A 13,802-nucleotide genomic window follows, 5' to 3' on the forward strand; every position below is an offset into this window, starting at 1 on the left:
GGGGGCCGTCACCTCCTTCAAGCCGTTCAGGGTCTAACTGCCCCGTAACCCGCTCCGACTACGCATACGCTGGCCACACCATTACGGAGACCCCGGAGATTACGGTGCAATTCCACGACTCGATGATCAGCCTCGTCGGCAACACCCCGCTGGTGAAGCTCAACAACGTCACAGCGGGTATTCAGGCGACCGTTCTGGCCAAGGTCGAGTACTTCAACCCCGGAGGCTCGGTCAAGGACCGGATCGCCCTGCGCATGATCGAGGCGGCCGAGCAGAGCGGTGAGCTCAAGCCCGGCGGCACCATCGTCGAGCCCACGTCCGGCAACACCGGCGTCGGCCTGGCGATCGTGGCCCAGCAGAAGGGCTACAAGTGCATCTTCGTCTGCCCCGACAAGGTGTCGCTCGACAAGATCAACGTGCTGCGGGCCTACGGCGCCGAGGTCGTGGTCTGCCCCACGGCCGTCGACCCCGAGCACCCCGACTCGTACTACAACGTCTCGGACCGTCTCGTCCGCGAGACGCCGGGCGCCTGGAAGCCCGACCAGTACTCGAACCCCAACAACCCGCGCTCGCACTACGAGACGACCGGTCCCGAGCTCTGGGAGCAGACGGACGGGAAGATCACCCACTTCGTGGCGGGGGTCGGGACCGGAGGTACGATCTCCGGCACCGGCAACTACCTCAAGGAGGTCAGCGGTGGGGCGGTGAAGGTGATCGGCGCGGACCCGGAGGGTTCGGTCTACTCGGGCGGTTCCGGCCGGCCGTACCTGGTCGAGGGCGTCGGTGAGGACTTCTGGCCCACCGCGTACGACCAGAACGTCACGGACCGGATCGTCGCCGTGTCCGACAAGGACTCCTTCCAGATGACCCGCCGTCTCGCCAAGGAGGAGGGCCTCCTCGTCGGCGGTTCCTGCGGCATGGCCGTCGTCGCGGCCCTGGAGGTCGCCAAGGACCTCGGCCCGGACGACGTCGTCGTCGTCCTGCTGCCGGACTCGGGTCGCGGTTACATGTCGAAGATCTTCAGCGACGAGTGGATGGCCGGCCACGGCTTCCTGGAGGCCACCTCCACCGCCACCGTCGCCGACGTCCTGCGCCACAAGGAGGGCGGCATGCCGTCCCTCGTCCACATGCACCCGGACGAGACCGTCGGCCAGGCCATCGAGGTGCTGCGCGAGTACGGCGTCTCCCAGATGCCCATCGTGAAGCCCGGCGCCGGCCACCCCGACGTCATGGCCGCCGAGGTCGTGGGCTCGGTCGTCGAGCGCGAGCTGCTCGACCACCTCTTCACCAAGAAGGCCTCCCTGGAGGACCCGCTGGAGCGGCACATGAGCGCACCGCTGCCGCAGGTCGGCTCGGGCGAGCCGGTCGCCGACCTGATGTCCGTCCTCGGCGAGTCCGCCGACGCGGCGATCGTGCTGGTCGAGGGCAAGCCGACGGGTGTGGTGAGCCGTCAGGACCTGCTGGCCTTCCTGGCCAACGGCGGTACGAAGTAGCGGGGGAGCAGTTCGCCCAACCGGTACGAGGGCGACACGTACACGCAGCACCCGCTTAACACGCGTACGGCACATTGGTGGGTGTCGGCGTCACGGACTTCCGGAGCGGCTCCCGGGCTCCTGAGACGCCGCGGACGCGGCGACCGGCCCTGACCCGGGCCCGTGTCCCTCGCGGGGACCGCCGTCGTCCCGCCCCCCGGTGACGGGGGTGCGGCGGTCCCCGCGCCAAGCACCTCGCCTCCGTACGAAACGGCCGGGCCCCCCGCTTCCCCGCGGGGGGCCCGGCGTCGTGTTGCCCCCGTCCAGCTCCGCCGATCATGCTCTGGTCAACCGGGAGGGTGGGCGCTACTGTCGCAACGCTCCGACAGATCGCCTTCCCGGGACGGCCCGACCGCGCCCGGGGCTCTTGACCGCCACCGCTGTCATGATCATGATCGCGCAGGGGGCGGATGCACGGCCACCGTTACCGGGGGAGGCTTCCGCGCCCTACGAGCCTCTTAAGGAGCGCAGTTGAGATTCCTCCGTACGACGCGAGCACCCCTGGCAGCGGTGGCTGCCGGTGCGCTGCTCGCGGGACTGACCCAGGCCTCGGCCTGGGCACAGCCCGGGCCCGCCGCCCCGCCGGCGCCCGTCACCACCGACACCGCCCCGTCGGCCGACCGCGTCCCGGCCCGCGACCGGGCCGACGTCCTCGGCGAGGGCTGGCAGAAGTCCGACGACATCGCCTGGACCACCACCGGTGACGCCCAGGGCTTCCACCTGCTGACCGCCACCGAACAGAGCGGCTACGCCTGGAAGACGCTCGCGTCCCTGGCCGAGCCCGGCTTCGACGTGGACCAGTGGATCGGCAACGCCTGCGTCACCGGGTCCGGCAAGCGCGCCGTCGTCGTCTACGCCCCCCGCACCTTCACCAACGACCCCCAGCTGATGGCCCGCGGCGGCTTCGCCGCCGTCGTCGACCTCACCAGCGGCGCCGTCACCAAGCTGAAGGTCAACGCCTCGCTGTCCTACTACGACCCCGGCTGCGGCGCCGACGAGGAAGCCGTCCTCACCCAGTCCCCGGGCGAGGACAAGAAGCAGACCCGCCTCTTCCGCGTGAACACCGCCACGGGTCAGGTCGCCGAGCCCGTCGTCGTCGACGGCCAGATCACCTCCTCGGTCCCGGCCGGCGGCGGGAAGATCGCCGCCGCCTCCGGCCGCACCCTCGTCGAGATCGACGGCAAGGGCGCCAAGAAGAAGCTCGCGACGACCGGCACCGTCCCGTACCGCATCAGCAAGGACAACGACGGCGGCTACGTCTTCCTGGAGCGCGACCAGCGCGACAGCCTCCAGGAGAAGGAGACCGCGTTCGTCCGCCGCTGGGCGGACAGGAAGGTCTCCAAGCTCGGCCACGGCTCCCTCGCGAACACCGGCCTCACCCGGGTCGGCGGACAGGTCTACCTGACGGGCGACGTCACCCCGGAGACCGGCGCGAGCCTGCCGAAGTCCGTCACCCGGCTCTCCGGCGTCCACAAGGACGCCACGCTGTCCACCAAGGGCCAGGCGATCGTCCAGCACACCGTCTGGGCCGACAACATAGGCTCCGCGAAGTACCTCCAGCGCGAGAAGGCCACCGACGTCCGCCCGGTGAACATCGACACCACCCTGCGCGACACCGGCAAGAGCGTCGACTTCACCGTCACGCCCATGGACGTCACCGCGCCGAGGTGGGAGACCTCCCGGACCCCGTCGCCGCTCCTCGGCACCCCCAAGGACGCCGGTGGCGACGCGGGCGGCCCGACGGCCCAGACCGCCGGCACCCGCGCCCTCACCGCCACGACGGCCGCCGCGGCCGCCTCCGGCTCCTCCGGCGAGATCGTCGAGTCGGAGCGCACCTGCTCCGTGCCCCGCAACGACCCCCGCAACCAGGCCATGCAGCCCAAGCCGCGGCAGGTCGAGTGGGCCGTCGACAAGGCCATCACGGGCAAGCTGAACATCGGCGCCTCGCGCCCGGCGAACTGGAAGAACCTGGGGATGCCGGCGTACGCGCCGCAGACCCTCTTCCCGAACCCCGTCCTCGAAGGCGGCGGCCGCGTTCCCGCGCAGGTCCTCCTCGGCATCACCGCCCAGGAGTCGAACATGTGGCAGGCCTCCCGCTCCGCAGTCCCGGGTGTCACCGGCAACCCGCTGATCGGGAACTACTACGGCGTCGACTACTACGACGGAAACCCGGCCAACGACTGGAACGTCGACTGGTCCAAGGCCGACTGCGGTTATGGAATCACCCAGGTCACCGACCACATGCGCTACGCCGGGCGTGAGCACGGCAAGGGCGGCACCGCCTGGGACTACCAGCAGCAGCGCGCCGTCGCCCTGGACTACGCGGCCAACGTCGCCGCCGGCATCGGCATCCTCGTCGACAAGTGGAACACGACCCGGCGCGCCGGACTCCAGGTCCACGACGGCAACCCGGCCAAGCTGGAGAACTGGTTCTTCGCCCTGTGGGCGTACAACTCCGGCTTCTACGAGAACGTCAACGGCAACGACGCCTGGGGCGTGGGCTGGGCCAACAACCCCGCCAACCCCGAGTGGGACGCCGGACGCCTGCCGTTCATGGAGGACCGCCTCGGCAACGAGGACGCCTCCGCCGCCGCGCGCCCGCAGAACTGGCCGTATCCCGAGAAGGTGCTCGGCTTCGCCGCCCACCCGCCGTCGTTCCTGGAGTCCCCGGGCACCCTGGTCGCCGCCTTCCGCGCCGCCTGGTGGAACGGCACCACCGAGGACGCCACCGTGGCCGGCTCCGCGAAGTACAACCGCGCGCGCGTGAAGCCGCCGGAGGACCTCTTCTGCGGCGTCTACAACTGGTGCGAGCCCTCCAAGATCGGTGACGGTGCCAAGAACGAGCCCGGCGCCGGTCCCTGCACCCGCGACGACTTCCACTGCTGGTTCCACCTGTCCGTGCAGTGGAAGACCGACTGCTCGTACTCCTGCGGCAACGAGCTCTTCCGCTTCACCTCGCCGGACTACGACGCCGAACAGGCCGACGGCACCGCCTACCCGCCGAACTGCACCCGCGGCGGCCTGCCCTCCGGCGCGCTGATCGTCGACGACCTCCCCGGCGGCACCCCGTCGGTCAGGCCGGGCTGCGCCAACGGCGACTGGTCCAACTCCGGCAGCTTCAGCGCCGACTTCCTCGGCGAGTCCGGCATCGCCCACGACGGCACCGCCGCGACGGTGTACCCCGGCAAGATCGACATGCACCAGCTCGGCGCGGGCTTCGGCGGCCACTTCTACTTCGGCCACACCCGGGACCTCACCGCCAAGGGCGACCGCCTCAACTTCACCGGCACCTGGAAGCTGAACCAGGCCCGCACCGATTGGATGCGCGTCCTGGTCCACCTCCCCGACCACGGCGCCCAGACCCAGCAGGCCAAGTACGACATCGACACCGGCAGCGGCTCCTTCGACCGCCACCGGTACGTCAACCAGAAGCGCGGGACCAACGGCTGGATGTCCCTCGGCACGTACCGGATGAACGGCGTGCCCCGCGTCCGGCTCACCACGGAGGCCGAGGACGGCACCGGGGACGACGACGTCGCCTTCGACGCCGTCGCCTTCCAGCCGCTGCCGGGCAAGCCCCAGCAGGTCGTGCAGATGGGCGACTCGTACACCTCCGGCGAGGGTGCCGGCTCGTACGCCAAGGACTCCGACAACGACATCGACGTCAAGTCCCGCTGGAACGCCTGCCGCCGCAGTGCCAACTCCTGGGTCCGCAAGACCACCCTGCCGGGCCGGTCGGCGTCGACCGGCACCCTCGCGGACAACTTCTCGTCCGAGCTGGAGCTCCAGAACGTCTCCTGCTCCGGAGCGCGCTCCTGGCAGATGGAGACGGGCAACGCCGTCGACAGCAACGGCAACGAGGTCTGGGGCACCGACGGCAACTTCCACGAGCGGTTCCAGATCGACTCCGGTGTGCTCAGCGGTGACACCGACCTCGTGACCCTCACCGTCGGTGGCAACGACGCCGGCTTCCCGCAGGTCATGCAGGACTGCGCGACGGTGGGCTGCCCGGCCGAGGAGGACGTCCACAAGGACATCGACGACGCCATGGTCGGAGTCGAGGACCTGCTGCGGAAGATCCACACCGAGGCGTGGGGGGCGAAGATCGTCCTGCTCGGCTATCCGCAGATCTTCAACGAGAACTCGTTCACCTGCGTGAGCGGCGTCGGCGGCGCCGGCATGGTCCGCATCAACGACAACGCCGTCTACATGGAGGCCAAGCAGCGGGCCGTCGTCACCAAGCTCGCGGCGGAGGGCCTGCCGGTCTTCTTCGAGTCCCCCGACGGGGACTTCGAGGGCAGGCGGGCCTGCGACTCCCCCGAGGGCATCAACAAGATCGTCACCGCGGGCAAGGGCCCCGGCGACTTCAAGTGCGAGCTCGGCGGCACCTGGTGCGTCAGCCGTGAGAGCTACCACCCCAACACCACCGGGACGACGGCCTACGCGCAGGCCTTCCGCCGTGCGGTGGATCGCCTTCCCAAGTAATCTCGGGACACGGTGAAATCAGAACGCAGAGGCGGAACCGCACCCTGGGCCAAGGTCCTGGGTGCGGTTCTGCTGCTCCCCGTCCTGGCGCTCGTCGCCCTCTATGCCCTCGCCCGGGCCCGCGAGTCCGGCCGGGAGCACGACGCCTTCGAGGCCACCCGGGCGGACGCGACGCGGTTCGCCGCCGCCCTCCTCGCCGACCAGGGGCTGACGCCCTCCGACCAGGACGTGCGGGACGCCCTGGACCGGTTCGACGGCGACGGCCCGCGCCTCGGAGCGCTCGCCGGGGTGCACCCCGGCGAGCACGGCACCCGGGTCTTCGTTCAGTTCTCCCGCCCGTATGAGCGGAGCCCGGCCGTCTTCGGGCCGGCCGGCGCCCTGGCCGTCCGCTGCTTCACCATCGACCTCCCGGAGACGGTCCGGGACCGGCCCCGGATCACCGCCCACGGACCGGATGTGTCCTGCGCCTCCCTGGCCGCCACCACGCCTCACTGACCGGGAGCGCAGCATGAACCCCGTCCACGACCTCGGCTTCGCCTGGACCCGGATCGTCCACTGGCTGGAGAAGCACGCGCCCGCCGACGCGCGGACGCTCGCCCCACCGGCCACGGACGCCGACCTCCGGCTCCTGGCGGACGCCCTGGGGTACCCGGTCCCCGCGGAGCTGGAGGTCTGGCTGCGCCGGAACGACGGCGCCGCCGCCCCGCTCTTTCCCGGAGGCGAGGTGTTCCCCGGCTGTGCGGGCATCGCCGAGCGGTACGCGCAGCACGTGCGGATCGCCACCGACATCGGGGACGAGGACTGGTGGCTGCCGACGTGGATCCCCGTCCTCGCCGAGAGGGACGCCCACTACGGGCTGCTCCTCGACGCGGGCGCGGCCGGAGCGGACGGGGCCGCGGAGGCCCCGGTCCTGGTCTACCGCGAGACCGACTACGCCAAGGCGTACGCGCCCTCCCTGGGCGCCGTGCTGACCGCCGTGGCCGACATGCTGGAGCACGGCGAGGGCGACACCGCGCTCACGCACGGACGGTACCCGTTCGTCCGGGAAGGGCACCTGGTCTGGGACTGACGCTCGCGGGGCGCAGACGCGGGCGGGGGCCCGGTGAGGAATCACCGGGCCCCCGCTGTCGTGCGGTGTCGCGTGTCACGGCTTGGGCGAGTTCACCCAGTAGTTGTCGCCCTCCAGGACCCGGTTCTCCTTGCGGAACGTCGGGAACAGGCTCATCGCCTGCGTGTTCTGGTTGTTCGACATGCTGGAGCGGCCGCACGGCTCGTTCCAGGTGGGCAGGTGGGCCCGGGGGTCCGGGATGAGGCGCCAGACGCCGGTCGTCGCGTCCTTCTGCGCGACCGTGGTCAGGCACTGCTCGCCCTTGGTGATCCCGGGCTGGAGGTTCTTGCCGCCCCAGGTCCCCTTGATGGGCGCGCTCTGCCAGCTCGCCGCGAAGGGGAACTCGTCACAGCTCGGCACGTCGCCGGAGCCCAGTTCCGGTGACATGGTGGCCAGCGGGCTGCGCGGCCAGGACGACGAGGGCGGGCAGACGATGTCCCGGTTGTAGTCGACCAGAGTCTTGTTGCTCGTCGGGGGATCCGGCAGGTAGACGTCGTTGGCCAGGAACGTCAGCGGCTCCTTGCCCTTCAGGCCGTACCCGCCGGGCAGCTTGGTCTGCATCAGGTAGATGTGGGCCGCCACCGCGGGGAACTTCTTGGTGTTGATGTTGTACGTCGGCCGGTAGCGGGAGAAGACACAGCCCGGGGTGGTCTTCACCTCGACGTCGCAGCGGACGTCGAGATCGCCCTTCTCGACCTCCAGCGGGATGCGGACCGCGGCGCCGTTGATCGAACCGCTGAACCTCCAGTACGGCGTGAGCAGGTTGCGCTCCGTGCCGGTGCTCGGGGTCCACTTCATCCGGGACACCTTGATGGCCGAGTGCTGGTCACCCTGCCCCCACGTGTTGAGGCCGGTCCACGGGGTGTCGTTCATCTGGCAGTAGCCCCGGCACAGGAAGTCCAGGTTCACCGTGGCCGTCGTGATGTCCGCGTCCATGGACTTGAGGCGCAGCGACGCCGTCTCGGTGACCGTGTCGGTGTTCACATCGGTGTCCACCTCAAGCCGGTAGATGAACGTGGCGCTGCCCCGGGGGACGTCGTTCACCAGCCAGGTGACGATCAGGTCGTCGACGACACAGGAGTCGGTCCGGGTGTACGTGATGGATTTCGTGGCCACGGAGCAGCTGGCCGTCTCCCCCGTGGTGGCCATCGTGGTCACCCGGGAGGTGGACCCGGTCCCGCGGCCGGCCGTGGACTTCCCGGCCGATCCCATGACGGCGGTCGCGCGGACGGCACCGGTGGCCGCCTTCGCCGGGCGGCCGCCCGGCGTCACCAAGCCGCTGCCCGTCCTGACCGAGCCGCTGCCCGTCGCGGGACCGGCGGTCCCGCGCTCCCCACCGGCGGTCGACCGCGCGGCGGAGGCGTCGAGGATCGGGAAGAACGAGTCGCTGGCGGACTGCGGATCCTCGACCTTCGGCGGCTCCGGGGCGTTCGGGTCCGGGTCACCGAAGGTCAGGTCGGCCGGGATGCCGGAGTACTCGCCGGGGACGAAGGCGATCGCGTCCCACGCGATGTCCTTGTCGCCGTTCCCGTCGCTGGTGAAGTTCGACAGGCTGACCTGCGGCAGGGTGTCGCCGAACTGGTAGGCGCCCAGGTCGACCCACTTGTTCGAGGCGTTGTCCGCCTGGGAGATCGTCTTGGTGACCGTGCCCTCGACGGTCGCGATCTGGTAATCGGCGATCTTGGTCTGCGCGCCGTGGTCCGGGATGTGCGCGTAGACCTTCGCCTGGCCGCCCGGGACGGCCCGGTTCAGCTTCCACACGCCGTCGACGTACAGCCGGTGGCCGTAGTCGGGGTCCGGCTTGCGGGTGTGGGCGAACCAGAAGTGGTTGCCGTACGCGGCGCCGATCTGGTGGGTGTCCATCTTGCCCGGGTAGGTGCCGTCGGCCCAGATGTAGTAGTTCAGGTTGAACGTTCCGTCCGACTTCACCGCCCCGCAGCTCCGCGAGGCCGAGCCGGCCGGGACGACGCCGTTCGCGACGTCGTCGACGATCAGCGCGCCCGCCGGAAGGCCGCTGGAGCAGCGCGGCGGATACGAGTTGGCGTCCGGCTGCTCCGGGTAGGTGGTGTTGAACCGGTGGACCTGGTTGCCGCACTGGGCGCCGGAACCGCAGTTCTTCCAGGTGACCGACTTGTTCCACCAGCAGTGCAGCCAGTGCGGGTTGCTGGTCTTGTCGCCGGAGTCGAGGGTGCAGGCGCCCTTGCCCGGGTCGTTGGAGTCACCGTCCGCGATCTTGCCCGGCGCGCAGGAGTTGGACGCGTCGCAGAACAGGTCGACCGGCGGCTTGGCGCGCGTCCGGTCACCACTGGTGGTCCAGTTCGCGGAGATGTATCCGGCCCGCATGTCACCGGGGGCGAACATGGCCGTGATGGGCCGGGCGGCCCAGCCGATGACCTTCTCCTCGTACGGCCAGTCCTGCGGGTGCGCGGCGTGGCTGTAGTCGTCGAGGCCGAGCATGTTCTCCAGGAACGGCGTGCGGTTCGCCTTCCACAGCGGGTTGGCCGGGTTGTTGGTCCAGCCCACGCCCCAGTGCCCGGCGCTGTCGGCCTCGGACTGCGGGTAGAAGCCGGAGTTGTACGCCCACAGGGCGAAGAACCAGTTCTCGATCCACTTGGGGTGGCCGTCGTTGACCTTCATCCCCGCGTTGTACGTCTGGTTCCACTTGTCCGACAGGATCTGCGCGCCCGCCGCGATGTTGGCGGTGTAGTCGAGCGCGATCGCCTCCTGCTGGAGGACCGACTTCGTCGGCTGGTCGTGGCCGGGCAGCCGCATGCCGTCGGTGGCCTGCGTGATGCCGTAACCACAGTCTGCCTTCGCCCAGTTGATCGCCCAGGGGTCGAGCTGGGTGCCGCTCGCGCTGAAGTCGACGCCGTAGTAGTTGCCGATCAGGCTGTTGGAGGTGACGCCGGGCACCGCGTACCGGGTGGCCTGCCACATGTTGGACTCCTGGGCGGTGACGCCGAGGAGGATCTGGGACGGGATGTGCCAGCGGTCGTTGGTGCCGTCCTCGGTGTCGAGGCGCCCGTTCGGGTCACCCGCGAGGATGATCGGCGGGAACAGGCCCTGCGGCTGGTAACCGCCCATGCCGGTGTTCTTCCAGTCCGGGTTCCGGTAGAAGTCGAGGCGGCCGATGACCGCCTGGTCCACCGCCCACTCGACCTGACGCGGAGTCGGCTGGAACGCCTGCTTCTTCACGTTGTTGCGGGGCACGGCGCAGGTCCGCTCGGACGCGTCCTCGCTCGGGTCGTCCGGCGCGGAGGCGACGGAGACGTCCGGGGCCGTGCCCGGGGTCACCGCGCCCGCGGTCGTCCTGCCGGGGGCGGCCTTCCGCGGCTGCGGGAGCGCCGGGGAGGTCGTACGGCCCTGCTCCCGCGCCTTCGCACCGCCGATCCGGCTCTCGCCGGGCAGGGCGTCCAGGGTGACGGTCCGCCCCGTGCCGAGGAGCCGCAGGGTGGTCCGGGCGGTGCGCTCGGTCAGCGCCTCCTCGGGCAGGATCCGGCTGTCCTTGCCGTCCGCCCAGGCGGTGGTGACCGCGGCGTGGCCGTGGCTGGAGAGCAGGGCGCCCTTGGCGATGCCGCCGGGGTTCTTCACCCGCGCCGGCAGGGTGCCCGTGGTGGTGGCCCGGCCGGTGACGAAGACCGTGCCGTCGGCGGAGGACGTGAGGTCCCACGCGGCGAGGGCGCCGGACGCCAGCGTGGTGGCCTTGGCCCCGGAGCGCTGGAGCTGGAGGGGGTCCAGGTGCCGGGCGTAGCTCGTCGACGTCTTCTCGGCGTCCTTGCTCGGGGCCCGGTCGATGTAGGTGAGACCGCCCGTGGCGTCCACCGTCAGCTGGAAGGGGACCGCCTGGGTGCGGGCGATCTCCCGGAGCAGGCCCTTGGCGCCGGCGGAGACGAGCCGGTTGCCGTGGGCGGCGACCACGCCGGTCTTCGTCGGCACGGCCGAGGTGAGCTGACCCGGATACACGACCGGGGCGCCGACCCTGCCCGAGGCGGCGTCCACCGTGATCAGGCGGGTCCGCTGCACGGTGTCGCCCTCGTACGAGAGCTGGGTGAACACCGCCTGCTCGCCCGCGCCGCAGCCGGGGCTGAAGTACGCGAGGGAGGCCTGGAACGGCAGCTTGGTGACCTTGCCGGTGGTGAGGTCCACGGTCGCCGCGAAGGCGCCGCGGGCCATCAGCTCCGGCTTGTTGGTGAACGTGCGCGGCGCGTACGCCACGGCCGCCCGCTTGCCGGAGGCGGTGAGGCAGGCGTTGCCGATCCAGGTGTCGGCCTCGAAGCCCGGCTCGGACAGGCTGGCCGCGGTCTTCCAGCCGTACCCGTTCTTCTCGTCGGCGACCAGGAGGTGGAAGCCCGTGCCGTCACCGGAGGTGGTGAAGGCGGTGTCGGTGGACTTCGCGTGGCCGCCGCCGAGGACGGCGGAACGGTCGGCCGGAGCCACGGCGCGGGGCCGGTGGGCGTCCGTGGCGGCCGTGGCCGCCCTCTGGGCTGTTCTCTTCGGTGGTGCCGGCTCGGATGCCATGGCCGGCATCGAGAGCGGCACGGCCAGCGCCGTGGCCAGCGCGACCGTGAGCGGCGCCGAGCGCCGCATGCGTATGGACTTCACACTCTTCCTTCTTCGGTGGTGCTCGCGCACCGGGGGACCTTCCGGCGGCACGGCCCGGGGCGGTGTTCCGCGCGCGAGTGCGCATGGGCGCGCCGGGCCGTGACGTAGGTGGGTTCAAGCCGGAGGTCAGCGGCGCAGCGCCTCGACGGGCTGGATGCGGCTGGCGCGCCACGCCGGGTAGAGCCCGGCGAGCAGGCCGGTCAGGAGGCCGATCACCGGGGCGGCGACGACCGTGGTGGGCGGGATGACGGGCGTCCACTCACGGGCCATGGCGACACCGACGACGACGGTCACCCCGAGGGAGGTGCCGATGAGGCCGCCGAGCGCCCCCAGGACCCCCGACTCGGTGAGGAACTGGGCGAGCACGTGCCGCCCGCGCGCGCCGAGCGCGCGCCGCAGCCCGATCTCGCCGGTCCGTTCCATGACGGCGACGAGCGTGGTGTTGGCGATGCCGACCGAGCCGATGAAGAGGCAGACGGCGGCGAGCACCAGGAACAGCTGCCCGAGGTCCCCGCTGACCCCGCTGCGCAGGGTGCGCGGGTCGGGCGGCGGAACGGCCCTGAGGTACTCGGGGTGGTCCGGGCGCAGCGCGACCGGCGCCTCGCTCGCGACCTGCTGCGCGGCCCCCACCCTCGTACTGACGAGCATCTCGGCCCCGTCCTTGGGCGGGCCCCAGAGCTCCTGCGCGGTGCTGCGCGGGACGATCACCGAGAGCAGCAGATCGGCCTTGCGCTGCGTGTCGTCGACGATGCCGATGACGGAGAACGCCTCGTCGCCGATGAACAGCGCCGGCTGGGTCTCCAGGGTGGTGATGCCGAGCCTGGCCGCCATGCCCACGCCGATCACCGCGACCCGCTGCCGGGTCGCGTCGTGCCAGCGGTCGTACACACGTCCTTCCCGCACCGAGGGTTCGGCCGCGAGGAGCGCGCCGGAGGAGGCGGCGACGACCTGGATCTGGCTCGCGGCGCCGGCTCCGGCGACGGGCGCGGAGCGCACCTCCTGCCCCTCGCGTAGCTGCACCGTCCACAGCACACCGCCGTGGGCGACCCCGTTGAGGCGCTCGACCCGCCGGTCGGCGTCGTCCGGGAACGCCAGGGCCTCGAACTCGGTGTGTTCGCCGCTGACGTCCTGGACGGTCACCTCGGTGGCGCTCAGGCCGCTGAAACGCGCGTCGATCTGTGAGGCGGCGGTCGCGGTGAGACCGAGCACGGCGACGAAGGAGCCGACGCCGAGGACGGTGCCGAGGGCCGTGAGCGCCGCGCGCGCCGGGCGCTGGAGCAGGCCGGCGGTGGACTCGGATACCAGGTCCCGCCAGTGGAAGCGGGACGGCTCGATGCCCTCGGTGCGACGACGGATCCGCGTCCTCACTCCGCCCGCCCCTCGGTCAGCACGCCGTCCCGGATGGCGAGGGTGCGCGCACCCCGCCGGGCCACGGCCGGGTCGTGCGTGATGATCAGGACGGTCATGCCGTCGCGGTGCAGGTCCTCCAGGAGCTCCATCACCGTGGCGGCGGTCGCGGTGTCCAGGTTTCCCGTCGGCTCGTCGCACAGCAGCAGGGAGGGGCGCGCGGCCAGCGCCCGCGCGATCGCCACGCGCTGCCGCTCGCCGCCGGACAGGGTCGTCGGCACGGCCTCCAGGCGGTGCCCGAGGCCGACGCGGACGAGGGCGTCCCGGGCCGCCCGGTCCCGCTCCTTGCGGGGGGCGCCGCCGTACACCATGGACAGCGTCACGTTCTCCACGGCCGTGCGGTGCGGCATCAGGTGGAAGGCCTGGAAGACGAAGCCGATGCGGCGGCCCCGCAGCGCCGAGCGGTCCGCGTCGCTCAGCGAGCCGGTGTCGATGCCGTCGAGGAGGTACCGGCCCTCGGTGGGGGAGTCGAGGAGGCCCGCGATGTTGAGGAACGTCGACTTGCCGGAGCCCGAGGGGCCCACGATCGTCACGAACTCGCCCTTGCGTACGGTCAGTTCGCAGGGCTTGAGGGCGGAGACCGCGGGCGGCCCCGGGTACGTGAGTCCGGCCCCGCGCATCTCGATGACGGGCGGGGCGGTCGTCTCGTCCGTGACCCGCTCCGTGGC

The 13,802-nt window shown here is 71.3% G+C and carries 7 protein-coding genes; 4 read left to right on the forward strand and 3 right to left on the reverse strand.

Translation table 11 applies throughout. The features are described 5' to 3' along the window. Window positions 1–104 precede the first annotated feature (104 nt). The 4 genes from ACZ51I_RS28160 to ACZ51I_RS28175 all read left to right on the forward strand — a co-directional run bounded on the left by ACZ51I_RS28160 (window position 105) and on the right by ACZ51I_RS28175 (window position 7,086). Entirely contained in the window at window positions 105–1,493 is a 1,389-nt protein-coding gene (locus ACZ51I_RS28160; RefSeq protein ID WP_468881217.1) for a cystathionine beta-synthase, read from the forward strand. A 510-nt stretch (window positions 1,494–2,003) separates the two neighbouring features. Then, window positions 2,004–6,017, forward strand: coding sequence for a golvesin C-terminal-like domain-containing protein (locus tag ACZ51I_RS28165; RefSeq protein ID WP_468881218.1), 4,014 nt, complete (start codon window positions 2,004–2,006; stop codon window positions 6,015–6,017). A gap of 12 nt (window positions 6,018–6,029) precedes the next feature. Continuing rightward, a complete protein-coding gene (locus ACZ51I_RS28170) occupies window positions 6,030–6,512 on the forward strand; it encodes a hypothetical protein (RefSeq protein WP_468881221.1) in 483 nt (160 codons plus the stop codon). A 13-nt stretch (window positions 6,513–6,525) separates the two neighbouring features. Then, a complete protein-coding gene (locus ACZ51I_RS28175; RefSeq protein WP_468881224.1) occupies window positions 6,526–7,086 on the forward strand; it encodes an SMI1/KNR4 family protein in 561 nt (186 codons plus the stop codon). A 75-nt stretch (window positions 7,087–7,161) separates the two neighbouring features. Here the strand turns inward: ACZ51I_RS28175 and ACZ51I_RS28180 are convergent, their stop codons facing one another. The 3 genes from ACZ51I_RS28180 to ACZ51I_RS28190 form a co-directional block, all read right to left on the reverse strand. Continuing rightward, window positions 7,162–11,643, reverse strand: a complete 4,482-nt coding sequence (locus ACZ51I_RS28180) for a golvesin C-terminal-like domain-containing protein (protein ID WP_468881329.1) — start codon at window positions 11,641–11,643, stop codon at window positions 7,162–7,164. A 210-nt stretch (window positions 11,644–11,853) separates the two neighbouring features. Beyond that, complete coding sequence (locus ACZ51I_RS28185; RefSeq protein ID WP_468881227.1) at window positions 11,854–13,095, reverse strand: ABC transporter permease; 1,242 nt, start codon at window positions 13,093–13,095, stop codon at window positions 11,854–11,856. Beyond that, window positions 13,092–13,754, reverse strand: a complete 663-nt coding sequence (locus tag ACZ51I_RS28190; RefSeq protein WP_468881331.1) for an ABC transporter ATP-binding protein — start codon at window positions 13,752–13,754, stop codon at window positions 13,092–13,094. The genes ACZ51I_RS28185 and ACZ51I_RS28190 overlap by 4 nt, the downstream gene beginning before the upstream one ends. Window positions 13,755–13,802 lie beyond the last annotated feature (48 nt).

Source organism: Streptomyces sp. NPDC034084 (genome assembly GCF_055575535.1).

Coding starts and splice junctions, on each gene's coding strand:
- ACZ51I_RS28190 (WP_468881331.1), bottom strand. CDS start 13,754: ATGCGCGGGGCCGGACTCACGTACCCGGGGCCGCCCGCGGTCTCCGCC.
- ACZ51I_RS28180 (WP_468881329.1), bottom strand. CDS start 11,643: ATGGCATCCGAGCCGGCACCACCGAAGAGAACAGCCCAGAGGGCGGCC.
- ACZ51I_RS28175 (WP_468881224.1), top strand. CDS start 6,526: ATGAACCCCGTCCACGACCTCGGCTTCGCCTGGACCCGGATCGTCCAC.